General features: G+C 39.2%; 25 protein-coding genes. 10 read left to right on the top strand and 15 right to left on the bottom strand.

Annotated features, from left to right (window positions below; genetic code table 11):
• Nucleotides 1–39: 39 nt before the first annotated feature.
• The gene (locus tag ETP70_RS10540; protein WP_151901142.1) at nt 40–363 is read left to right on the top strand and encodes a hypothetical protein; all 324 of its coding nucleotides are present in this window, start codon (nt 40–42) and stop codon (nt 361–363) included.
• On the opposite strand, the gene prfB is transcribed toward ETP70_RS10540, so the two are convergent.
• Entirely contained in the window at nt 360–1,457 is a 1,098-nt protein-coding gene (gene prfB, locus ETP70_RS10535; protein WP_151901141.1) for a peptide chain release factor 2, read from the bottom strand. The genes ETP70_RS10540 and prfB overlap by 4 nt on opposite strands.
• A 63-nt stretch (nt 1,458–1,520) precedes the next feature.
• On the opposite strand from prfB, the gene panC reads away from it, so the two are divergent.
• Complete coding sequence (gene panC, locus ETP70_RS10530; protein WP_151901140.1) at nt 1,521–2,342, top strand: pantoate--beta-alanine ligase; 822 nt, start codon at nt 1,521–1,523, stop codon at nt 2,340–2,342.
• Here panC and ETP70_RS10525 read toward each other — a convergent pair.
• From ETP70_RS10525 to flgB, 4 genes are read right to left on the bottom strand one after another with little or no spacing between them, the layout of a single operon-like run.
• On the bottom strand, nt 2,319–4,079 hold the full coding sequence (locus ETP70_RS10525) for a peptidoglycan D,D-transpeptidase FtsI family protein (RefSeq protein ID WP_151901139.1): 1,761 nt from the start codon (nt 4,077–4,079) through the stop codon (nt 2,319–2,321). The genes panC and ETP70_RS10525 overlap by 24 nt on opposite strands.
• A 24-nt stretch (nt 4,080–4,103) precedes the next feature.
• The gene (fliE, locus tag ETP70_RS10520) at nt 4,104–4,403 is read right to left on the bottom strand and encodes a flagellar hook-basal body complex protein FliE (protein ID WP_151901138.1); all 300 of its coding nucleotides are present in this window, start codon (nt 4,401–4,403) and stop codon (nt 4,104–4,106) included.
• A gap of 18 nt (nt 4,404–4,421) precedes the next feature.
• Nucleotides 4,422–4,916 carry a flagellar basal body rod protein FlgC gene (gene flgC / locus ETP70_RS10515; protein ID WP_151901137.1) on the bottom strand — a complete coding sequence of 165 codons (495 nt, stop codon included), beginning with the start codon at nt 4,914–4,916 and terminating at the stop codon, nt 4,422–4,424.
• A gap of 12 nt (nt 4,917–4,928) precedes the next feature.
• Nucleotides 4,929–5,360, bottom strand: coding sequence for a flagellar basal body rod protein FlgB (flgB, locus tag ETP70_RS10510; protein WP_151901136.1), 432 nt, complete (start codon nt 5,358–5,360; stop codon nt 4,929–4,931).
• A 241-nt stretch (nt 5,361–5,601) separates the two neighbouring features.
• Here flgB and ETP70_RS10505 point away from each other — a divergent pair, with 241 nt between their 5' ends.
• From ETP70_RS10505 to ETP70_RS10490, 5 genes are all read left to right on the top strand, one after another.
• Complete coding sequence (locus tag ETP70_RS10505; RefSeq protein WP_151901135.1) at nt 5,602–5,979, top strand: type II secretion system protein; 378 nt, start codon at nt 5,602–5,604, stop codon at nt 5,977–5,979.
• A 199-nt stretch (nt 5,980–6,178) separates the two neighbouring features.
• A complete protein-coding gene (locus ETP70_RS10500) occupies nt 6,179–6,658 on the top strand; it encodes a type II secretion system protein (RefSeq protein WP_151901134.1) in 480 nt (159 codons plus the stop codon).
• Nucleotides 6,659–6,675: 17 nt separating this feature from the next.
• Nucleotides 6,676–7,155: a type II secretion system protein gene (locus ETP70_RS10495; protein WP_151901133.1), complete on the top strand. Its 480-nt coding sequence runs from the start codon at nt 6,676–6,678 to the stop codon at nt 7,153–7,155.
• Nucleotides 7,156–7,186: 31 nt separating this feature from the next.
• The gene (locus ETP70_RS12440) at nt 7,187–7,324 is read left to right on the top strand and encodes a hypothetical protein (RefSeq protein WP_188109986.1); all 138 of its coding nucleotides are present in this window, start codon (nt 7,187–7,189) and stop codon (nt 7,322–7,324) included.
• 201 nt (nt 7,325–7,525) lie between these two features.
• The gene (locus ETP70_RS10490; protein ID WP_151901556.1) at nt 7,526–9,436 is read left to right on the top strand and encodes a primosomal protein N'; all 1,911 of its coding nucleotides are present in this window, start codon (nt 7,526–7,528) and stop codon (nt 9,434–9,436) included.
• A gap of 356 nt (nt 9,437–9,792) precedes the next feature.
• Here the strand turns inward: ETP70_RS10490 and ETP70_RS10485 are convergent, their stop codons facing one another.
• Both ETP70_RS10485 and ETP70_RS10480 read right to left on the bottom strand, forming a co-directional pair.
• Nucleotides 9,793–10,374 carry an NUDIX domain-containing protein gene (locus ETP70_RS10485; RefSeq protein WP_151901132.1) on the bottom strand — a complete coding sequence of 194 codons (582 nt, stop codon included), beginning with the start codon at nt 10,372–10,374 and terminating at the stop codon, nt 9,793–9,795.
• Nucleotides 10,362–11,558, bottom strand: a complete 1,197-nt coding sequence (locus ETP70_RS10480; RefSeq protein WP_151901131.1) for a peptidoglycan DD-metalloendopeptidase family protein — start codon at nt 11,556–11,558, stop codon at nt 10,362–10,364. Before ETP70_RS10480 ends, ETP70_RS10485 begins: the two co-directional genes overlap by 13 nt.
• A 100-nt stretch (nt 11,559–11,658) precedes the next feature.
• On the opposite strand from ETP70_RS10480, the gene ETP70_RS10475 reads away from it, so the two are divergent.
• Genes ETP70_RS10475 through ETP70_RS10465 form a run of 3 tightly spaced genes read left to right on the top strand, consistent with a single transcriptional unit; the run spans nt 11,659 to nt 14,674 of the window.
• A complete protein-coding gene (locus tag ETP70_RS10475) occupies nt 11,659–12,456 on the top strand; it encodes a plasminogen-binding N-terminal domain-containing protein (RefSeq protein ID WP_151901130.1) in 798 nt (265 codons plus the stop codon).
• A gap of 1 nt (nt 12,457) precedes the next feature.
• The gene (locus ETP70_RS10470; protein WP_151901129.1) at nt 12,458–13,843 is read left to right on the top strand and encodes an FAD-linked oxidase C-terminal domain-containing protein; all 1,386 of its coding nucleotides are present in this window, start codon (nt 12,458–12,460) and stop codon (nt 13,841–13,843) included.
• Between the two features lie 6 nt (nt 13,844–13,849).
• Nucleotides 13,850–14,674, top strand: a complete 825-nt coding sequence (locus ETP70_RS10465; protein ID WP_151901128.1) for a YihY family inner membrane protein — start codon at nt 13,850–13,852, stop codon at nt 14,672–14,674.
• Here the strand turns inward: ETP70_RS10465 and ETP70_RS10460 are convergent.
• The 8 genes from ETP70_RS10460 to ETP70_RS10425 form a co-directional block, all read right to left on the bottom strand.
• A complete protein-coding gene (locus ETP70_RS10460) occupies nt 14,621–15,904 on the bottom strand; it encodes a ComEC/Rec2 family competence protein (RefSeq protein WP_151901127.1) in 1,284 nt (427 codons plus the stop codon). The genes ETP70_RS10465 and ETP70_RS10460 overlap by 54 nt on opposite strands.
• Nucleotides 15,905–17,350: a replicative DNA helicase gene (locus ETP70_RS10455; protein ID WP_151901126.1), complete on the bottom strand. Its 1,446-nt coding sequence runs from the start codon at nt 17,348–17,350 to the stop codon at nt 15,905–15,907. It lies immediately after the preceding gene.
• Nucleotides 17,340–17,801 (bottom strand): HepT-like ribonuclease domain-containing protein, encoded by a 462-nt coding sequence (locus ETP70_RS10450; protein WP_151901125.1) that lies wholly within the window; start codon nt 17,799–17,801, stop codon nt 17,340–17,342. Before ETP70_RS10450 ends, ETP70_RS10455 begins: the two co-directional genes overlap by 11 nt.
• Nucleotides 17,794–18,081 (bottom strand): nucleotidyltransferase family protein, encoded by a 288-nt coding sequence (locus ETP70_RS10445; RefSeq protein ID WP_151901124.1) that lies wholly within the window; start codon nt 18,079–18,081, stop codon nt 17,794–17,796. The genes ETP70_RS10450 and ETP70_RS10445 overlap by 8 nt, the downstream gene beginning before the upstream one ends.
• Nucleotides 18,082–18,135: 54 nt before the next feature.
• A complete protein-coding gene (ispG, locus tag ETP70_RS10440) occupies nt 18,136–19,194 on the bottom strand; it encodes a flavodoxin-dependent (E)-4-hydroxy-3-methylbut-2-enyl-diphosphate synthase (RefSeq protein WP_151901123.1) in 1,059 nt (352 codons plus the stop codon).
• Nucleotides 19,195–19,241: 47 nt separating this feature from the next.
• Entirely contained in the window at nt 19,242–20,570 is a 1,329-nt protein-coding gene (locus ETP70_RS10435; RefSeq protein WP_151901122.1) for a DUF2202 domain-containing protein, read from the bottom strand.
• An 82-nt stretch (nt 20,571–20,652) separates the two neighbouring features.
• Nucleotides 20,653–22,653, bottom strand: coding sequence for a TonB-dependent receptor domain-containing protein (locus tag ETP70_RS10430; RefSeq protein ID WP_151901121.1), 2,001 nt, complete (start codon nt 22,651–22,653; stop codon nt 20,653–20,655).
• A 276-nt stretch (nt 22,654–22,929) separates the two neighbouring features.
• Nucleotides 22,930–23,985, bottom strand: coding sequence for an agmatine deiminase family protein (locus tag ETP70_RS10425; protein WP_151901120.1), 1,056 nt, complete (start codon nt 23,983–23,985; stop codon nt 22,930–22,932).
• Nucleotide 23,986 lies beyond the last annotated feature (1 nt).

Raw genomic sequence — 23,986 nt, 5'->3', positions numbered from 1 at the left:
ATAATTTGCTTTAGAAACAGCAAAAGAAAAAGAGAGAAGATGGAATTTTTTTTAAAACATAAGATTGTTATTTTAAGGTCAGTTGGCATATTCATGTTTTTTATCGGTTTTGCAGTACATTTTTGGACGACACCCAAAATCGCAATGAGTGCAAATGAGGTAGCTGCAGCCAATGTTGCAAGAATTGAAGCCAGTGTATCCGGGCATGTACCAGGTGTAAAAAAAGCTAAACCGGACATAGCCACTTTCAGGGAGTCTTTAGTAAGTGCACAGCAACAGCAAAAAAAGTATCTTACGATTTTTGCAATGCTGCTTGGAGTATTGTTTCTAGGCTACAGTTTTATAAAAAAAGAGCAAGACTAAGTACGGTTCATAGCTATTAAAACACCTTCAATCATTGTATCAATATCTCCGTCAAGGATACCAGAGACATTAGAGTAGGCTTCATTGCTTCTTGTGTCTTTGATTTGCTGGTAAGGCTGCATAACATAGGAGCGTATCTGATGTCCCCAGCCTATTTCACTTTTGGCGATACCTGCTTCTTTTGCTTTTTGTTCTTCAAGTTCTAATTCATAGAGGCGGGATTTGAGCATTTTCATCGCTGTTGCTTTGTTTTTGTGCTGGCTTCTGTCATTTTGGCACTGTACGACAACACCTGTGGCGATATGGGTTAGGCGTATGGCAGATTCGGTTTTGTTAACATGCTGTCCGCCCGCACCGCTTGAGCGGTAGGTGTCAATGCGTATGTCTTTGTCTTCTATGGTAATGTCTATATCATCATCAATTTCGGGAGAGACCATAACAGAGGCAAAAGAGGTATGACGTTTGGCATTGGAATCAAACGGTGAAATTCTTACAAGTCTGTGAATACCGTTTTCAACCTTGAGATACCCATAGGCATTCTCCCCCTTTATAAGTATGGAGACATCTTTGATGCCTGCTTCATCTCCTGCCTGGTAATCCAAAACTTCTACTTTGAAACCGCGCCGCTCTGCCCAGCGTTTATACATTCTCAGCAGCATCTCTGCCCAGTCCTGGGACTCTGTTCCTCCGGCACCGGGATGAATAGAAAGAATGGCATTATTGGCATCGGTTTCACCTCTTAGCAGGACTTCAATTTCCATATCACGAATCTGTTTTTCCAAATTTGGCGCATCTTCGTAAAGTGCTTCGAGTGATTCTGTATCATTCTCTTCTTTAGCCATTTCATAAAGTTCTTTTGCGTCATCAACAGCATTTTTGGCAGTATTGTATTTGTCAAGTTTTCTTTGAAGCTGAGTTTTTTCTTTTTGTATTTTTGCGGCATAAGCAGCATCGTTCCAAAAATCCTGGTCATTTTCCATAGTCTCAATCTCTTTGAGTCTCTTGTGGATTTTTTCCGGTTCGACAACCTCGGTAATGTTTTTCATTTTTGCATCAATATTTTTTAAAAGTTCTGTGTATTCGTAGTTATCCATATTCCATCACTTAGGGGGCATTAAATTTGTTATAATTGCGATTATATTATATCAGGGCTTAAAATGAAGATTATATCAAATCCTTTGGCATTAAAACAATACTTAAAAGATGAAAATAAAACCGTAGGTTTTGTGCCTACCATGGGTGCTTTGCATGAAGGGCATATTGCTTTGATAAAACGCGCAAGACAAGAGAATGAAACAGTGGTAGTTTCTGTCTTTGTCAATCCTGCACAGTTTTTGGCAGGTGAAGATTTAGACAAATATCCGAAAAAAGATGATGCTGATAAGAAAATATGTGAATTGGCAGGCGTAGATATTCTTTTTTTCCCAACTGCTTCAGATATATACAGTAAGGATGAAGTGAAAATCTGTGCGCCTAATGTACGTGGATATGTTTTAGAAGGGGCAACAAGACCGGGGCATTTCAGCGGTGTTTTGAGAGTTGTTATGAAACTGCTCAATATTGTCTCTCCGACAAGAGCCTACTTTGGAAAAAAAGATGCACAACAGCTTAACCTGATAAGTCTCATGGTAAAACAGTTTTTCATGGATGTTGAAATTGTTCCTGTAGATATCGTTCGCGATAATGATGGACTGGCACTCAGCAGCAGAAATGTATATCTTTCAAAGGCACAAAGGGAAGAAGCCTTAAAGATTCCAAAGTCTTTATATGCAGCTTCAAAGCTAATCAGTAAAAATATTTTGGATACTGTAAAAATTAAAGAGGAGATGCACGCTATCTTGTCTCCTTTGGAAGTAAAATATGTAGAAGTACTTAATCGTGACTTTGAAGTAATAAAGAAAGTACAAATCGGCAATACTGTTATTCTTGTGGAGGCGATTGTAGGTGAAACAAGGCTACTTGACAATATTTGGCTCTAAATAACCCTCTTCTATCATAATATCAACCGCTTTTTTAAAGACAGGAACAGCAGTTTGGGCTGCAAACTGGCTTTTTTTAGGCTGTATAACAATAACACCTATAGTGTATTTGTGCTTTTTGTCATTGGCGAATCCCATAAAAGCGGTGTTGTATTTCCTTACATACTGTCCTTTTTCAACAATGTGCGCAGTTCCTGTTTTTCCACCGATTTGCAATCCTTTTGTGATGGCTTTTTTTCCGGTGCCTTCATTCACGGTTTTGAGTAAAATTTTATTCATTCTTTTGGCAGTTGCACTTTTTATAACCTGCACACTCTCCTCATAACCGAGTTCTTTTACAGTGCCGTGTTCATCTATAAAACTTTTGACAAGTTTAGGTTTTACCATACGCCCGTTATTGTTAAAAGCACTGTAGGCACGGAGCAGTTGCATAAGATTTGCACGGATGCCGTAACCATAGGCACAGGTAGCTTTGTATATTTCATTTTCAAGCCGTTTGGCACTTGGAACAGAACCTTTTCTTTCATAAATCAAATCAGGTGTGGATTTGCTTGCAAAGCCAAATTTTTTCAGCCCTTGATAAAAGTCATACCCGGAGAGTCTTTGTGCCAGTTGGGCTATACCGATATTTGAAGAGTAGACTATAACATTCTCAGCCGAAAGCCAGTCAAATCTGTGCTCGTCAGTAATAACCTTTCTCCCTATTTTAAAGCGTCCGTTATGTCCGTTTACCAAATCATAGGGATTCACAAGTTTGTGTTCCAGGAGCAGGGCAAAAGTGATAGGTTTCAGAACACTTCCCGGCTCAAAACTGTACTCTATCATAGAACTGTTGAGAGAGGGATAGTCCCTGCGTCTAATCTTTTTTGGCAAATATCTGTTGGAACTGGCTATAGCATAGACATCACCTGTTTTGGAGTCCATAATAGCAATCATAACCTCTTTTGCACGGAGTTCTTTTTTCATACTGTCAAGCATCTTTTCTATGCGTATTTGAAAAGAAACCGGAATGGTCAGTTTAATGTCAAGCCCGTTTATTTTTGGTTTGGTAAAGCTCTCTTTATTTAAAATAATGTAGCTGTTTACATCACGTTTGCCTCTGCTGTAGCCGTCCTGTCTGGGTGAGAGTTCGTTGTCAAATCTTTTTTCAAGTCCTTTGACTCCTTTGATGGAGGTATATCCGTCTTCTTCTATTTTATGCGGATAGCCTATAACAGGAGTAAGCAGTGTTCCATAAGGATACTCCCGGCTTTCCCCGCTCTCAAGTATGCTGAGCCCATGCACAGAACGAAGCCCTGTTGCCGGGTTTTTTAACTCTAAAAATACTTTAAAGCGTCGCAGTTCTCTCGCGAGTGTTTTGAGATAATGTGCTTTTATTTGTGGCACATTATAACTCAAAACGACAACACCTTTGCGTTTGGAGAGTCTTTTTTCAATGGCCTTTGGTGTCATACCTGAGTAAATACTGAAAAGCTTGACAAATAACTCTTTTTTATCAGGGTCGATGTATCTGGTATTGACAACTGCTTTATAGAGTTTTTTTGTTGTAGCTATGTGAAAACCGTCTGCACTGATGATACTGCCACGTTGTGCTTTTGAGCTTTCTGTTGCATACAAAGAGGGCATACGGCGTGATTTTGTGGCAGTGAGAAGCATAACGCTTAAAAAAACCGCAAAAGCAAGAGAAATAAGGACATAAAGAAGGAATATTTTTTTACTTTTGTTACGGTTTACCATGAAGTTATTATGTGCAGAGGCAGATTATAATTGTGTTCTGCCAATCTCTTTGTAGGCATTTAATGCTTTGTTTCGAATCTCTAACATAAGTTTCATACTTGTTTCTGCTTTGCCGATTGCAAGAGCTGCCTGATGGAGATCTTTTACCTGGCCTGTTGCCAAATCGGCTATAGCTTCTTCGCTCTCTTTTTGAATCTCATTAACCTCATTGAGGGCTGATTTTAACTGCTGAGCAAAAGCTTCGCCACCGGTTTTTTCAGTACTGCCTTTTTGTTTTAAAAGGTCTGCTGTTGAAGCACCGGAAATATTATTAATGTTGTTCATAATCTTTCACTTCCTTTTTTACTGTAACAGTGATATGGCAGCGTTTGCCATATCCTTTGCACTTTGAAATGCCGCAACATTTGCCTGGTAGGAGCGTGTTGCCTCTACCAAATCGGACATTTCCACAACAGGATTAATATTTGGATATGCCACATATCCGTTTGCATCTGCATCCGGGTTGTTTGGCTCAAATTTCATAAGAGGTTTGCTGTCGTCTCTTACAATTTTGTCAACTACTACACTCATTATAGCAGGATTTACCTTTTGTCCAAATTGCCCTTCATTCAAAGGGTCTTGATATTTGGCACTTTGTGCAGTCCCACCCAGGGCTTTGTTGTATACATCATTAAAGTTTACTGCTTTAAAAACAACCTCTTTGCGACGATAGGGTCCGCCTTCTTCTGTTCTTGTTGTCTGGGCATTGGCTATATTGCTTGAAATGACATTGACACGGACTCTTTGGGCTGAGAGTCCGTATCCGCTGATATCAAAACTGTTGAGAAAGTTACTCATGGTTGTCTATCCTTAATTTACTTTTGCAGAAGCATCTATGACACTTTTGAAAATGCCTGCATCTTTTTTGGCTGCCATGACAATGGCATTAAACATAATGGAGTTCTTGCTCATTTCGGTTGTTTCCACATCTATATCGACAGAGTTGCCGTCATTGCGAGCCATATGTCCGTCTCTGAAAAAGAGTGTGGGTTTGAGATCGCTTGTCTCTTCTTTTGGCGCCAAATGATTGGCATTGGTACGAGCCATTTTCAACTGATGTGTATTGTCCTGATAAAGGGTATTTTTTTGTGCAATCAAAGCATCTTCAAAGCTGATATCTCTCGGTTTGTAATAAGGCGTGTCCGCATTGGCAATATTTGATGCTATCATATCCTGACGTGCAACACGATAGTCCATCGCTTTCGTTAAAAGAGAATGGGTTTTGGAAATTTCAATGCTCATCAATGACTCCTTGTTTACATGTAATAACAGATAATAAGCAACTTTTATTCCAAATATTTTATCAGCCGGCATTACAATACCGGTTCCTAAATCATTCCCTCCCGGAATCCGTACTTTAGTGCGGGCAATGCCTCGTTTAAATTGAAAACAATCAGATTAAGCAAACTTTAATGAAAATAGGTCCATAATGTTTTCTAAGATTACCAGTGTAATCCAATTTTTAAAAATATAAGGAGTTCTTATGAAAAGAGCTGGTTTTACAATGATCGAATTGATCTTCGTTATCGTTATTTTAGGTATTTTGGCAGCAGTTGCCATTCCAAAGCTTGCAGCTACGCGTGATGATGCGAAAGCTTCAACGGAGCTTACAAATATTGCTACATGTATAAATGATGCGGGTAATGCTTATACAGCAACAGGAACAGAAGATAATAGTTCAGCATCTTGTACGCAACTTAAATGTTATAGTGTTTCTACGGGGACTTCAGCAACTGATGGTAATATTACAGTAACTTATACTGGTGCTGGTGGAACTTATTGTGCTAATGTAAAGACTGCGGTTGAGGCCAAAGATTTAAATGGGACACATCAATTCGGTGGTACTAATATAGTATATTAATATTTACTACTGATTAATATTGCAGATATTCTCAATTTATGAGTTGGGAATTTCTGTAAAATATTTTTATTTTCTTTAAGCTCTTATTCCATTACCTATCTAAGTTATAGAATCTCTCCAAACTTTAAAACTAAAATAATAAAAATTATGATATTATAAACAAATCCAGTTTTTTTATATTATTAAGGAATAAATAGTGATGAAAAATAGATTTCAGAGACATTCTTTTCACAGCGCTTTTACAATGATTGAATTGGTTTTTGTCATTGTTATTTTAGGTATTTTGGCAGCTGTTGCACTTCCGAGGCTGGCTGCAACCAGAGATGATGCTGAAGTCTCTAAAATAGCAATGAATATAATGACAGGGGCATCTGAAATTGCTTCGTATGCAATGAGTAAAGCAAAAACTGAAAATAATTTGTCTGTAATGTCCAATGCTATATCTTCTTTGGAAAATACAGGAGAAGCTATTATTTCTGTAGCCGATAAAAAAGCAGTTATTCAAGTGGGTTCTGTGAATGATTGTGCTACAATACAGATACAGACAGGTCCAAATGATGATAATTTAACAATTCTCTTTGGCAACCCAAACAGTGATACACTCTGTACAGCACTGCAAAGTGCTATAGATGCCACGCAATACCCAATGAAACTCCGTGGAACATCTGTTACTTATTGAAAAAAGGTTATATGTTTATGAAAAAATCAAAACAGGCAGCCCAAGGGCACTCGTTGCAAAACGCTTTTACAATGATAGAGCTTGTCTTTGTCATTGTTGTGTTGGGTATCTTGGCAAGTATTGCCATTCCCAAGTTTGCTGCAACAAGAACAGATGCCCAGATAAGCAAAGGACGTGCAGATATTGCCTCTATACGCTCTGCTATAATTACAGACAGACAGGCACATATTATTCAAGGCGATCCGGATTATATATCGGGTTTGAGTCAAAACAGTACAACTCTTTTTGACGGAAACGGAACAAGAGAGTTGCTGATGTACGGTGTAACTGCCGGCGATACTGACGGACATTGGAGTACAACAGACGATGCTCCGCCTTATTTGCATTATGTCTACAAAATCGGCGGTAAAGATTGTGCGTTTACCTATAGCCCTACAACAGGTAGATTTGATTTAAATACCGGTCAAGATACAATTTGCGATAAACTTGTAGACTAAATAATTAATCGAAATTCGAGTATAATTAAGTATGGCTAAAATAGATGAGATAAAAGAGCATATTGGCGCACTGAAGAGTTATTTGAATATTCTAGTCGCTATTATATTAACACTGGGTGCAGGTGTATCAAGGTTGTATGTTTCCAATAATATAACAATTCTCTTTTGACTTTATTTATTATAATATCACGGAGTATTCATTCGAATATAAAAAGATTAAAGGATTTATAAAATGGATTTGGCAACAATTGCAATTGTAGCAGTAGCAGTTCTTTTTGCAGCTACAATAATATACGGAACAAAACAAATAATCGAAATTGATAGTTAGTACTATATCATATAGTGTAAATAAATCTTTTTAAATTTGCGTATAAATTACTACAATATAGCACTCATAGGTTCACCGCTTGGTGAGTTTACCTATCACTCAGAACAAGAGATAGAAATCGGCACCCGTGTCAGCGTACATGTAAGAAACAGAGTAGTCAACGGTGTTGTTATTGCTACATGTAAACAGCCTGATTTTAAAACACATGAAATTTTGGAAGTGAGTGCATTTTGTTTTTCAGACAAACAGCTCATTTTGGCAAAGTTTATAGCCTCTTATTATATCTGCTCACTCGGAGATGCTTTGGCTTTAATATTGCCGCATAAATCAGCCGGCACTGAAGTAGCGGTTCCAGGTGCAAATGAAACTGAGGCCGCAGCCCTCGAAACCCAGACTTCAGTCTGGGCTGTACGTCATAAGAACATAAAAAGTACCTCAAAAATTATACTTTCATCAAAACAGGAAAAAGCACTCACCTTCTTAAAACAACACAAAGTCTCCCTTCTTTTCGGCGATACAGGCAGCGGAAAAACAGAAGTCTATATGAAATACTTTGAACAGATGATTCAAGAAGAAAAAACATCCATCTTTTTAATGCCTGAAATCTCTCTGACACCGCAGATGTCCAAACGTCTCAAAGAACATTTTGGTGAAGATTTTGTGATGTGGCATTCAAAACTCACCCCATTGGCAAAGAAAAAAGCACTGGAAAAAATATATGCAGGTGAAGCAAAAATCATTGCAGGTGCCCGTTCAGCTCTTTTTTTGCCTGTCAAAAATCTGGGACTCATTGTTGTAGATGAGGAGCATGATGAGAGTTATAAGTCATCTTCAAGACCGCGATACAATGCAAGAGATCTGGCCATATATATGGGAAAATTATATGCTGTTCCCGTAGTGCTTGGCAGTGCGACACCCTCTTTGACCTCTTATGTGAAATTTCCTCATTTTAGGCTCAAAGGGGGACATTTCAGTGCAGATAAAAAATTTATATATGAAAAAAGTGCGGAAACTCTTTCGCCTTTGATTCTGAAAAATTTGCAAGAAGTTATTGAAAAAAAAGAGCAGTCCATTGTCTTTTTGCCCACACGTGCCAATTTTAAATATTTGCAGTGTCAAGACTGCGGGCATACTGTAAAATGTGCCTTTTGCAGTGTCGGTATGAGCGTACATCAGCATTCACGCGCACTTAAATGCCACTATTGTAATTTTACGCAGGCTATACCGCAAGTCTGTCCGGAGTGTCACAGTCAGAATTTGTCCAGTTCTAGACTTGGAACGGCAGAAGCGGCAAAAATTTTAAGTGAAATTTTTCCAGAAACAAAAATAGAACAGTTTGACAGAGATGTCATCACAACCGCGAATAAACTCAAAAAAGCATTAAAGCGTTTTAATGACAAAGAGAGTGATATTCTTGTCGGCACTCAAATGCTCTCAAAAGGGCATGATTATCACGGAGTCACTTTGGCTGTGGTTTTGGGTATGGACAACATGCTGAACATGGGTGATTACCGTGCGCGGGAAAAAGCGCTTGCTTCTTTGATTCAGGTAGCCGGACGAAGCGGACGGGCAAAAGATGCAAAGGTCATTGTGCAGACTTTCAATGAAGATTTTTTCAAAGCATATATAGAAAAATATGAAGATTTTTTGGAAGAAGAAAAGGTTTTCAGAAAAGAACTTTACCCGCCTTATAAAAAACTGTGTCGTATTTTGTTTGCCCATAAAAACGGAGCAAAAGCACAAGAACAGATGCGAAAAATGCATGAAAATCTGCTTACATGTAAAGGTGTGGAAATTGTCGGTGCAAAAAAATGTGCCATAGAAAAAGTGGCGAACAAGTACAGATTTGAGATACTTTTGCGGGCTGATAAAAGCACCGATATCATAAAAGCAGTAAAAAAAGCTAAAGTGGCTTTGGCAGAAATAGATATGGACCCCATAGAGTTTGGGTAGTTCATACGAAGGATTTTTGGCTGTAATGCAGTAAAACCAAGACTAAAGTCTCAATACCATTAAGTTAAGAAAAAAGTTCGATATTCTTTTGGAACCTAGGCCTTAGTCTTGAAAGACACAAAGTCCGCACTGAAGTACGGGTTCCGAAAAAGCCGCTTAACTTAATGGCATTGAGACTGAAGCCTCGATGCCGAGAGGAAGAATGACCCCGGAATCGGTACTTCAGTGCCGACTGATGTCTTTGCTTCATCTTTTGAACTCTCATGCCGCACAGCCCAGACTGAAGTTTGGGTTTGGAGAGGGAGGATGACTACGGAATCGGTACTTTCTATGCTAAAGCATGACTTGGAAAAAAACTAAATTTTTTTCTGTAGTGCCGACTTTTTTGTATCAAAAAACCAGTAAAAAGCCAAAGAAACACCGGTTGTTTTTTGATAGCGTTCATCAAACATAAACTTTTTTGCTTCAGATACGGGGATGTAAATGACCTCGATTTCTTCCTCTTCAAGACCACCGCCTTCATTTATTTTCATATGTTCGTCAATTTCGGCATAGTAGAGTGTCTGATAGGTCCCCGATATGCCGACACTGGTGTAAAAAGCACTGATTTTTTCCAGATTTTGCACAGGCAGATCATATCCGCACTCTTCCAAAATTTCCTCTTTGGCTATTTGCTCTATGGAACACTCTTTGTCAACAATGCCGGCACAGAGTTCATACATGTAACCGTTGTTTTGATTTTTGTTAAGCACGGTAGCGCGAAGCTGTTTGACAAGCACAAAGGCATCTTTTTGTGTGTGATAGAGCAGTATGGCAACACTGTCATGCGAAAGTACGGCTTCCCATCTTTTTTCTTTGCCGTTTTGTGTGTAGTTTATTTCCACCGGTTTGACAAAATTTGGTTCTTTGAGCTCTTTTATGGAAGTTATTTTACCCATTGCTTTTTTCCTTGTAAAAGATGAATATAGGACATGTTTTCAAAAGGCGGGCGTTTTTTATAGGCTGTTTTGTTGTTGAGGTGAAGATTGACACTTTCATCATAGTTTTTCTTTAATCGTAAAAATGCTTTTTTTGCTTTGCCTTTGAGCTTTTTGGTCGTTACCTGTACAACTCTGAGCGGGTTGATTGCACGTCCTCTTTTCCTGAGTTCAAAATGCAGATGTGGTCCGGTAGAGCGGCCTGTAGAGCCGACATAGCCTATAGTCTGCCCTTTTTTTACACGTTTGCCCCTGTGAATACCCCTGCGGAATGATTTTAAGTGGGCATAGCGTGTTTCATAGCCGTCAGCATGGCGTATTTTTATCAAATTTCCATAGCTTCCCATTCTTGAAGCCCATACAATGACACCTCTGCCCGCTGCAATAACCGGTGTTCCGCGTCTTGCAGCATAGTCAACGCCCAAATGTGCCTTCCATTTATGCAGTACAGGGTGCCATCTCCTTTTTGTAAAATAAGAAGATATTCTGGCTCCCCTTACCGGACGGGCCAGTAAAAATCCTTCGACCTCATGGGCTTTTTCATCATAATAACGTCCGTCACTGTTGAGGTAGATAAAGTGTTTTTTATGGTGCATCTCTATCATGGCGACTTTTAAAGCAGGCATGGAAAAAGGTTCTCCCAGACGATATTTTTGTTCATAAATCATGACAAGTTCATCGCCTTTGCGAATGTCGTTTTTAAAGTTTAATGAGTGTTTGAAACTGGCAACAAAAATTTGTGCCAGTTTTTTGGAACCTGTTTCTTTTAAAATATTGTACATCGGTGAACTTGTTATTGTTGTGTAAAAAGCTTCTGTTTTTGTTGTGCTTATAATGGGAATGGCTTCAAATTTGTAGCTTTTGTCATCTTTGTATATATGGATTTGCAGTTCATCATTCAAAGGCAGTAAAATCTGTTCTATCTCTTCTTTGTCATCTTTTAAAATCTGATAATGAATGCCTGCACGCATCTCCTCTGTGAGTCTTTGGTCATCCTTGTCAAGATTGTAGTAGAGCGGTCGCAACGGAAGATTGTGATTTTGTAAAAAATCCAGATAGGTTTCTCCGTTATTCCACCGGTATCTGTCCACATGGGCAGCAAAAGAGGAGGTAATCAGTAAAAAAAATATGAAAAATCGTATCATAAATATAAGCCTAGAATAAATAATTTGCAAAGATTATCAAATTTTGGCTTAGTCTGAGGTTTGTTTGATATAATCATAAACAAAAAATCAAAGAAGAAACATGAAATATATACTTTTATTCACGATACTTGCGTTGGAAGTTTTTGGCGCTGTTATAAAATCACCTGTAATCTCAGTTGATAATCAAAATGAAACTGCAACAATAAAAACAGACAAAATTGATGTCGGTGTCAGCGGTTTTGTTGTACATCACATTAGCCCTGAACACAGTGCCATTGTTAAAAATGCTGTTGTGCAGAGTTTTAATGCACAAACAAAGACGGCAACAATCAAAATGAGTGCATTTACTGCTCTGCAAAACAGTGCACTGCCTCACGGAAAATGGCAAGTGCAAGTGGGTGATACGGTCGAGTTGGCATTTGGCTACTCCCGTTCACTGCTTATCGCTCCCAATGAAGAGATTTATTATAGAATTGCCAAGAGTGTGCAGACACAATGGATTCATCCGGATCTTTTTGCAACGGTTCTTTCTTTTCGGGGACATCCGACACCTTTGAAAGAGGACTTTGAAGCGATGGCAGATGCCGGCAGCGTAGGATTGCTTTTTATATATCTCAATCAAAAAGTATATACGCTCGACATCAAAAGTTTTAAAATCCTGAGTATCAGTGATGCAAAACTCAAGCAGGACAAGGTACATCTTCCTTTTTATACGCGTGTCAACAACATTGATGCTGCATGGTGGGGAGCGGGGAGTTCGAGACTCAAAAGTTATGCGCCACACTATTATGAACTGTTGGTTGCAAACAACAAAACGAACAAAGAGCTTTATAATATTATAAAAAACGGTGATGCTTCTTTGCATTATTTACTTGATGAATTTGAAACAGGAAAATAAGATGATAGATAAAATACATTTACAACATTTTACAAATATTGTAGGAGAAGAGAATATTTACAGCGACAAGGCACATCTGCTTGCCTATTCGTATGATGCGACACGGGAACATTTTGAGCCCGATGCGGTTATTTTTCCGAGAAATGAAACAGATGTCAGCGAAATACTCAAGTACTGTAATGAACATCAGATCATTATAGTACCGCGCGGTGCCGGTTCCGGTTTTACGGGCGGAGCACTTCCAAGCAAAGGCGGAATTGTCCTGGCAATGGAAAAACATATGAACAAAATTCTTGAAATAGATATGAAAAATATGGTCGCCATTGTTCAGCCCGGTGTGATCAATATGGACCTGCAAAAGAGAGTAGAAGAGGTAGGGCTGTTTTATCCGCCGGATCCTGCGAGTCAGGATTATTCTACCATCGGTGGAAATGTGAGTGAAAATGCCGGCGGAATGCGTGCTGCAAAGTATGGAATCACAAAAGATTACGTCATGGCAACACGGGCTGTTTTGCCAAACGGTGATGTGATAAAAGCAGGAAAAAGAACCATCAAAGATGTGGCAGGGTATAACATAAGCGGGATATTGATCGCGAGTGAAGGCACCTTGGCAGTGCTTACAGAAATCACGCTCAAACTCATCCCAAAACCGAAAATGACAAAAACGGCAATGGGAATCTTTCCGACTGTCAATGAGGCAATGGAAGCAGTTTACAAAACAATGGCAAGCGGTATTACTCCGGTTGCCATGGAGTTTTTGGACAATTTGACGATTCGAGCCGTGGAGGAGACCTTTCATAAAGGTCTGCCGGTTGATGCGGGCGCTTTGCTTGTTACGGATGTTGACGGCAATCTTGAAGATGATCTGGATTTTCAACTTGCACAGATTGAAAAAGTATTCCGTGAAAACGGATGCAGTGACTTTAAAGTGGCAAAAGATGACAAAGAGGCGGCAGACATCTGGTTTGCCCGTCGAAATGCTTCGCCGTCACTCAGCATTTACGGCAGTAAAAAACTCAATGAAGATGTAACAGTGCCCCGTTCGGCACTGCCGGAACTGCTAGAGAGATTTTATGCAATAGCGGACAAATACAATGTCAAAATCCCGTGTTTCGGACATACGGGTGACGGAAATGTGCATACAAATGTCATGGTTGACGGCAGCGACCCTGAGCAGGTAAAAATTGCCTATAAAGCCATAGAAGAGGTGTTTCAGGCAACAATTGATTTGGGCGGAACACTCTCTGGTGAGCATGGAATAGGGCTTGCAAAAGCACCGTACATGAAAATGGCGTTTACAGATGCGGAGATGGCACTTTTTAAATCCATCAAAAAAGCATTTGATCCGAACAATATTTTAAATCCTGCAAAAATGGGGCTTGACTAATAGGTCATGAATGAAAAGCTGACAAAATACTTTAAGCCTGTTCAACTGTTTGTCAGCTCTTTTATTGATAAAGAGCTCACACTTTTTGCGGCAAGTTTGAGCTTTTATACGATTTTTACCATTATTCCTCTTTTGTTGATTGTGATGGCTATTTTGACTGCCTTGCCCTCTTTTGCCGATTATTATGAAAAAATTCAGGGCTTTATATTTTCCAATTTGATGCCTGTGAATTCGGACACGGTTATGTTTCAGATAAACGGATTTTTACAAAACGCTTCTAAAATGGGAGCCATAGGATTTGTGGCAATCTTAGTCTCTTCTCTTTTGTTTTTTAAAAATTTTGAATACATTGCCAACAGAATTTTTCATGCAAAACCAAGAACTTTGTGGGAGAGCATTACGACCTACTGGACACTTTTGACACTTACGCCTGTTGCACTTGGCATCTCTTTTTATATTACAGGCTACATTGCCGCGCTTATGGCTTCAAATTCTTTGACTTCAGGGCTTAATATTTTGCCTCTGGTTCCCTACATCATCATTTGGGGACTTTTCTTTTTGATATTTCAAATTGCCGCCAATGCAAAAATAAATCCAAAAGCTTCACTTATCAGTTCTTTTATTGTCTCTGTAATTTTCAGTGTCAGTAAAAATGCTTTTATCTACTATGTCTTTTTAAACAAATCCTACACAACAATGTACGGTTCCTTTGCTATTTTGATGTTTTTGTTTTTGTGGATTTATGTTTCGTGGATTATCTTTTTGTATGGTTTGAAACTATGCCACATTATAGATGAAATATACAAAAAGAAGCAGCGTATAGCCGAGTAAGGCATAGAGTGCCTTTTTGCTAAATACGGCTGCGAGTGAAAGCACAATTTCTGCAATAAGATAAACTTTTGCAAGTGTGTGTTGCAGGGCATGTGCGTTTACATGTAAGAGATAACTTAGAGGTGCATCTAAAAGATTTCCCAGGCCCATTACATGTAATGCAATTGCCAAGGGGTAAAAGAGCGTAAAAAGTGTTGTCCAGAGAATTGAAAGGGGATGATACAGGCTGAAGTTGCCAAATATTGCCATAGAAAAAGGAAGCATCATCAAGTAAACCCAAAACGGCAGGAGCAGAAACTGTGTAAGCTTACTGCACTCCTTACAATGCAGCAGAAATAAAAAGATGTAAAAAACGCCACTTACCGAAAGCCAAAAACCTATACTGAGCAGAAGTTTTGGAAAAAGTGCAAGAATCAAAAGCACGGTAAGCAGGAGTGTCTGCATCGAGATGATTTGCATGCCTCTGTCATACAATACAAAACCGACGACAAGCATTACATAGGCTCTCAGCAGTGAGGGCGGTGAACCCAAAAAGAGCAAATAGCCAAGCAAAACCAGGCTGATAAAGAAAAAACTGTCTCTTTTGTAGCTTCTGTAGGGAAAGTATCTGTTTTGCAAAAATTTATAAGGGTATTTAAACAGAAAAAACAAAAGAGTAGCTAAAACACCCAAATGAAAACCGCTGATGGCGATGAGGTGTGAAATACCGAGGTTGGAAAACTGTGTCTGTATAGATGTTGGGAGGGGAAGTGCCAAAAACAGTGCCTTGTAGAGTTTGGCAATTTCACTGCTTGCGTGCTGTGCATCTATAAATGAGGCCGTTTTTTGTTTGAAAGTAGGCTTTTTATAAATTTTGAGTATTTTGCTAAAGGCAAAAAAACCTTTGAGATACTCTTTGAAGCTGATGTTCCCCGCCCACAGTTCTACATGTAAGCGTTTGTTTTGAAGGTTGTGAAGATTTTTCTTTGCGGTTGTATAAAAAACAAATCCGTCATCACTCCTGAGTTTTAAAATTTTATAGCTTTTTATCTTTCCATTTTTTGTCAACTTTGTTTTATTGTAGGCTTTTACAACTGTGACGTCAGAAAGTTGGGAATCAAATTTTGTGAGCTGTTTGTATTTGTAGTACTCATAAGAGAAGGAAAAACTAAGAAGCGTGAGCATAAGTCCCACAAAGAGAAAGTAATCTCTTTTTGCACTAAAAAGTGTTACTTTCTCAATTATTTGCATTTAGATAGAGGGCATCTCTACCTGCGGCATATCAATATTTGCTGATTTGGTATCTACATTTTCATAGACGGTCTCAACACCTTGCGCATAGCCCGGCGCGTCCACAAAACGGGTAAGCTTTTTTTGAAAGATGAGTTTGACATGCCCTGTCGGACCGTTTCTTTGTTTGCCGATGATGATTTCGGCATCCTCTTCCTCTTTTTCTACGTAGGTTGAGGTAAACTCTTTGCCCTCGGCCTTTGCGGCTTTTTCACGCTCTTTTTCTTCTTTGTAAAGGTAGACATCATCACGATAGACAAATAAAATAATGTCGGCATCCTGCTCTATTGAACCAGATTCACGAATATCGCTGAGCATCGGACGCTTGTCATTACGGCTCTCAAGGCCACGGTTAAGCTGAGAGAGTGCAACTATCGGCATTTCAAGCTCACGCGCGAGCATTTTGAGTCCACGCGAAATTTCTGAGACTTGCAGGTGTCTGTCCTGCGAGCCTATTCCCTGCATAATCTGCAGGTAATCGATGACGGCTATCTCAATTTCGGGATGCTGATTTTTGAGTTTTCTGAGTTTTGAGCGGAGCTGGTTGATATTTAAACTTCCCTGGTCATCGACAAAGAGTTTTGCGTCATTCATTCTGTCTATGGCACCGTTAAGATTGGACCACTGGTCATCATTCATGTCCCCTACACGAAGCTTCTGCAAAGGAATGGAGGTCTGAATAGAAAGCAGACGCAGCATCAACTGTTCAGCCGGCATTTCAAGCGAGAAAAAGGCTACTCCCTTGCCTTGGAGTATGAGAGAGTTAACGGTGTTGAGTATAAAAGAAGTTTTGCCCATCGCCGGCCTAGCGGCGATGATAACCAGGTCTCCCTTGCCAAATCCGGTTGTCATTTTGTTCAGTTCTTTAAAGCCTGTATCGACACCGACGAGTACGGAGTTTCCTCGTGCTTTCATCTCTTTGATGTATTCCATAGTATCAAAGGTCATTTTTGGAGAGTCTTTAAAATCGCTTGTCTGGTTGTCCTGGGTGATTTCATAGAGTTTTTTCTCTACGATGTCAACCACTTCGGCCGATGGCAGTTCTTCTTCTACAGTCACTCTTTTTATCTCGGTCGTGAGTGTCAGCAGATGGCGTTTGAGTGATTTGTCTTTGATCTCATCAACATAGGCTTTGGTATTTGAAATAGGGTTGGCAGAGAGAATTTCAAGCAAAACCTGCTCGTCAAATTTTTTTGCCTTCATGAGCTCTTTTTTTATAAACTCTTCATCGATTGGCTGGTCTTTTTGCAAAAGTGTAAGCATTGCAGCAAAAATATCCTGATGAGCAGGCAGGTAAAAATCATCTTTTTTCAGTATGACACTCAGTTCATCAAACTGACTCGGCTCAAAGACTATGGAGCTTAAGACGGAACGTTCAAAAGCGAGGTTGTAGAGGTTATCTTGCATTGTTTAATTCTTTTTGTAAATTTTTTAAATATGTTTTTAGTTTTTCATCTCTATTTTTCAGATCATAGTTAATAGTAGTGTCGAAAGCTTCACCTAAATTATAAATATTTATAGTTATTTGTTTTAGGTCATCATGAAGTGGAGTAATTTTGTCTTGTAAAACGTTCCAAACTTCTTCTTCATCAATACCAAAATAACCATGAGCAACTATATTCCTAAAATCTATGATTTGTCTAAAATATTTTGGTGAAGATTGATGGAACTGTTTTGTTTGAAGTAGGTTTTTAATGGCTTCACCAATAATTTCTAATTGTCTTATAGTAGCATCCCAATGCAGAGAATCATGTAATAATTCTTGTGCTGATGAAAAGTTGGAAGAATATGCTTTTATTTTAAATATAGCAATAAATATATCGAGTACAAAGAGTTCAACATCTCTTTTTTTAGACATAAAGTATCTCTTTTTCAACACGGCGTCTATAAAACTCTCTCATACTGTCTAAATAGCCTATATCTATTTTTGTGCCGAAAGTATCTTCTAAAAAATATTGTAAATCAGATTTGATAAAAAAATCTTTTTTAGATGTTTCAATCGCTAAGTCGATGTCACTTGCTTCTTCTGCCTCATCACGTGCATAGCTTCCAAACAGTCCGATTTTAGTGACATTATATTTCTCTTTTAAAAGTTGTTTATTGTTCTTTAAAAAGTTTAAAATATACTCTTTTGTCATAACGCAACATCCTTTGTGTATTAGACATATTTTAGCATAATTTATATCAAAGGTTTATGATTTTTTAGCCATATCTTCCACTTCGCTGACAAACCTGTCGACAAGTTCTTTTTCATCCAAATTGGCAACCACTTCGCCTTTTACCATGACAAGCCCTTTGCCTTTTCCGTAGGCTATGGCAACATCGGCGTGTTTGGCTTCGCCTATGGCATTGACGACACAGCCCATTACACTTACATCCAGCGGTGCTTTTATGTGGGCTGTTCTTTTTTCTATTTCGGCTACTGCTGAGACCAAATCGGCTTCGATGCGTCCGCAGGTCGGGCAGGAGATGATGTTTAAGCCCTCTTTTGCAACGCCGCTGTCTTTTAATATTGCACGGCCGACTTTGATCTCTTCTTCGAGTTCGCCTGTAATGCTTATACGCATAGTGTCGCCGATACCTTCAAGTAAAAGTGTTCCCAAGCCTATGGCACTTTTAACGGTTGCATGAAAAATAGTTCCCGCCTCTGTTACACCCAAATGAAACGGATAGTGGTTCTTTGGACGCAGCATTCTGTAGGCTTCAACCGTTCTTTGCACATCGCTGGCTTTGAGCGATATTTTAATGTCATCAAAACCCAAGTCTTCAAGGTACTTTATGTTGTACTCTGCCGAAGCGACCATTGCTTCTGCCGTCGGACCGTATTTGTCATCAAACTCTTTTTCGAGACTCCCCGCATTGACACCGATGCGAATAGGAAGATTTCGTTCCTGACAGGCTTTTACTATCTCTCTTATTTTGCTTTTATCGCTGATATTTCCGGGGTTGAAACGGATGCAGTCCACTGATTCGGCTGCAATGAGTGCAAGTTTGTAATTGAAGTGAATATCTGCAACAAGCGGGAGTGAAATCTGTGCTTTGATGGCTTTGAGTGCAAGGGCGTCTTTCATATCCGGTACAGCAACTCGGACAATGTCCGCTCCTGCAAAGTGCAGGCGGTTTATCTGCTCAACCGTTGCTGCAACATTGTGTGTGTCAGAGTAGGTCATAGACTGCACAGAGACAGGAGCATCACCACCGACGGGCACATCACCGACAAATATTTTTTTAGTTGGGTATCTTTTTATCATGGTTGGATTTTAGCCCTTTTTAGGTAAAAAAGGGCTTAGGAAGTTTTTTACTGTCGTCCGTATTGATGACCGTTTCCTGTTGCAGATGCTGTGTCTTGTGGATACTCCGGATGATTGTATTCTTCACCAATGACTGCACATCCCTCTGTTACACCCATATTTTTGAGGGCCGTATCAAATGCCCAGTAGTGTGTATAGCTACCGTCTCTTAAAAAGTTAAATACGGTGACGACATCGCTTGCATTTGAATCCTGTGCAATGGCGATATCCTCATCAAGGTCGTTGATATCTGTCACCTCTACCATACATCCGACTTCAAGTGCATCTTGTTGAGACTGTTTTCCTTTTGCTACGAGTGTGTCATAAAGATTTTGGATAGCCTGAATGTTGTATTGTCCTGCCGGTAATTCACTTACACTCATATCTAAATAGCTTAAATTCGCATCCGGAAGATTTTGAGCTGCATCTACATTGGTAAACTCATCTAAAGAAGTGATATATTTTTTAATCAAAAGTTGCATATCTGTTGTATGGACTGTCTCAGAATTTGTTGCGATATTGTAGAGTGTTTTAATTTCGGTTCCGCTCTCAAGGTGGTAATTATAGAGTGTCATATAGACATCATGTGCCAGACGCTCTTCATTTCCCATATATGCCAGGGTATCTTTTGCCTCTTGTGTAAGAGCAGAAGCAGGTGAAAGCAGTGCCTGTGTTACTGCTGATGTTGTTTGTGTCTGCATAGTAGCGGTATCTGAAATTCCATTACCCTGATGTGCGGCTGAGTTTCTTGAATATCCATGAGCCGAAATGACACTTTGGACATAATCTGTTGTTTGGGTAAGGTGTTGGATTGCTGTTTCTTGGTCGACAAGTGTAAGGTTTAAATCTGCAGCAATTGCATCAAGATTTTCTGCTGTTAGTTTTTCATGTGCTCTTTGACGAAGCTGTTCGCGTACCTGTGCCTGAATACGAATACCATCATTTGCGTTGTTGTTGTCGTCGCATGACTGCAAAAATTCTGCAATTGCGATGACTTCACTGTTATTGAGATCTGTTCTGTTTACATCTGTCAAATCTTGCGGAAAAACCATAGCATCCTGTGGAAGTGTGTAAATTGTTCCAAGTTCAAGTGTTTCAACACTGAACGTTACTGGAAGTGCAGTACATGTAAATGAGCCGTTTTCATCGGTCACACCTGTTGTACCGTCACTGCATGTATAGTTGACATCAGCGACAAAACTGTCTACAAGCTGCCCGCTTGCAGTGAGAGATGTGGCTGTAGCAGTACTGTCAGATGATGAACCGCAGCCACTTAAAAGAAGTGTCGCTGCAACAGTAGATATGCTAAGAAGTGTTTTTAAATATTTTGTTTGCATAGAGTAGAATCCTTTTGTCCTTAGTTTTCAAAAGTATAATACAAAAGTGTTAGCGCAGTGTTAGTACCTCAGGATGAGGTACCTAAAATTTAAAATCCAAATTTGTGTAGAAGTAACGCCCCGGTTCATTCATAAGCATAACATCAGTTGTACCACCTGAAATAAGGACCAAGTCTGCATATGTATTGCTTCTTGCATAGGTTTTGTTGAGTATATTATTCATCCCTACAGTGAAGTCGAATTTTTTACTGACAGCATGTTTTATTTTTGCATTGAGTATTGCCCAGCCGGCTAGAACCTGTTCACCGTTTTCATCATCTATCTGTGTCCAGCGTTTACGCATCATAGTGTCAATTGTTGCCATAGAACGGTTTGCATATTCATAGTTAAGAGCAATTTTCCCCTCAAGCGGTGCTATATCCGCCAGGTTTGTGTTTGTTTGTCCTGCAAGGGGAGCATCTTTTTTTCCGCGTTTATAGGCTGCACTCATATCTAAAGAGATGTCATCACTCAGATAAACAGATGCGCTGGCTTCTCCGCCATAAATATATGCGTCAATATTTTGAAATGCATTTACGGCTACACCTTTTTGGATGTAGATATAATCTTTAAGTTTTGAGTAAAAAGTTTTGATTTTAAACTCGAAACTGTCATTATTGATTTCGTATCCTAAATCAACTTCTTGATTTCTGACATTTTTAAGGTCAGGGGTTCCGACAAGATTACCCATAGAACTGAAGAAGTAAAGTTCTCTGGCATCTGGTACACGATAAGCCTGTCCGATACCAAAGAAGATTTTATTCTCTTGATTGAGATTATATGTTCCAAGAATATTTGCACCTACCGAGTGATAATCGTTGTCTTGATAGCTGTCGTTTGTTATGATAGTGTCATCAACTCTGGTTCCAAGAGAAAGGTTGAATGCACCAAAATTTTTGTCAAGTTTTGCAAAGAGTGCTGTGTTTTTTGTTACTGCATTGTCGATACTTTTCTTGTACCCTATGAGTGCTGCTGAATCATTTTTCTCATAATGTCCATTCCATTTTCTGTTACTAGCATCAAGACCGATAAGAAGTTTGTAGGAGTTGATGTCAAAACTGTTTTTTAGTTTGATACCGTCAAGATTTGTTGTCAGCCAGTTTTTAATATTTCCTGTTGCAAGAGAAGAGTTTCTGTAATTTGTTCCCATTGGATGGTCAACATCAGAGTGGTAATATTGCAAATTGATATTTTTGTACCCTTTGGCTACATTGTCAATATTATATTCCACTGAGTATATATTTGAGTCATCATAGAGTGCATCCATTTTGGAGTTTGCATACAATACATTCTCACTTCTGTTTGCTGTGACACTTAAACGAAGTTCTTGATCTTTTGCAGTTGTGATAAAGGCTTTGGCCATGGCACTTTTTTTTGTGTATGCAGGCATATCATAATAAGCAGGTTGGAGTCTTGGGTCTTTGGACCCAACCAGTGTTGCAGAATTTGCTGCTTGGTATTTGTCAATCTGCTGTGCTAAAGAGTCACCGTTTCCGTCATGATACTGATCAGAGGATTCAGTTGAAACTGTTGCAGTCATACGGATAAAATCATTGCCACCGCTTGCACTTGCACCAAATTTTTTATAGTTCCATGAACCAAAACCAAGATTAACAGATGCTTTGAAATCTTTTGTAGGTTGTTTTGTTTTTATCTTCACGCCACCGCTTAAATTGCCGTATGTTGTTACATCATATGGTCCTGTGATTATTTCGATAGAATCAATCTGGTTGGCTACAATGTGTGAAACCGGCGGATCCATTCTGTTTGGGCAGGCTCCATAGATTTTTGTACCGTCAACTTCTACGGAAATATTGTCGCGTTTTTGACCGCGGATGAAGATGTCATTGGCAATACCGCTTCTGCGACTCATGTCTATACTTGGAACTGAATCAGCGAGCGCTTGTGCGACATCAGCAGAAACCTGCGCATTTTGTGCGACGTCTGTGAGTGTTGTGGATTCTACGCTGATTGGTGCAAGTTCAATTTCTGATGCATACAAAGAGGAGAAGACTAATAAAGAGAGTGTAATTGTTCTTTTCATGGTGTACCCTTTTTAAATATATATTTAAAGAATAATTTTAAGAAATTATTTAATTTATGATACAAAAAGAAGTGTTACAAAAGTGTTAATTTTTTGCTAAAATTGCACTATGAGTACAAAAGAAAAAATAAAACGGACGATTTTAATAGCAGCGGGGTTTGGTCTGGCGACCTATTTGATTATGAGCGGGATGGCGATGCTGCAGTAAAGGCTTTGTCTTGCAGAGATGGCTTGTATGACACACAGCCCGCACTACAAAGTACGGGTTCCGTAACGCTATTTAATCGGAATCGGTACTTCAGTGCCGACTAAAGTGTTTGGGTTTTTAAAAAGCTGAACTGATACGCAAAAGTTCATTGTTACGCAGTGCAGTGAGCCGTGTTGACGGATTAGAACAGAGCAGTCTATGGCTACAACGTCTCTGTCTGGAAACGTTTTTTTAAAAATTGCAAGTGCTTCCTTATCTTGTGAAACACCATAAACCGGTACTAAAACGGCACCGTTGACAAAAAGAAAATTGGCATAAGTCGCGGGCAGCCTCTCTTTTTCAAAATAAATCGCATCACACATCGGAAGTGAAACAAGCTTAAAATCATGCGTTTTTGCCAAGTGTTGCAGCTCTTCTTCCATAAGTTTGAGCTCATGATAATGTTCGTCATTGGTATCATCGCATTTTACATACATGATGGTTTTCTCATCTGTAAATCTTGCAAGGGTGTCTATGTGGGAATCTGTATCGTCTCCAGCCAGGTAGCCGTGATGTAGATATAAAATCTGTTCTGCGCCGAAAAACTCTTGGAGTTTTTTTGTAATTTCTTTGGCAGTGAATTGGGGATTGCGGTTTTTGTTGTGCATACATGCAGCGGTTGTTAAAAGGATACCTGCACCATTACTCTCAACTGCACCGCCTTCAAGAACAAAATCAATTTTTTCAACCTTGCATGGCAGGTATTTGTGCGCAATTTTTTGCGTCATCAGATTGTCCTTTTTGGCATCAAATTTGTTGCCCCAGCCGTTAAAAGAAAAATCAAGCAAAGCGGTTTTATTGGCTGTTTTAACAGATAAAGCAGAACAGTCTCTTGCCCAGGTGTCATTTGTAACACAGTGTACAAATTCAAGATTGTCTGTATCTGAAAAATATTTTTTTACCGCATCTGTGTCATAGACGACAACAAGGCATTTTTGATATTTTCTGATGGCATTGATGATACTGACAAAGGTGTTTTGTGCATCTTCAAGGTAGTCTGCCCAGTCTGTATCTGCATGGGGAAATATAATTTGGGTAAAACTTTGTTCTTCAAATTCGGCAATTAGCCTTTTTTTCTCTTTCATT

Source organism: Sulfurimonas hydrogeniphila, from assembly GCF_009068765.1.
Lineage (GTDB): Bacteria > Campylobacterota > Campylobacteria > Campylobacterales > Sulfurimonadaceae > Sulfurimonas > Sulfurimonas hydrogeniphila.
Note: the sequence above shows the minus strand (reverse complement) of the source record. Positions and strands in the feature narration are given on the sequence as shown.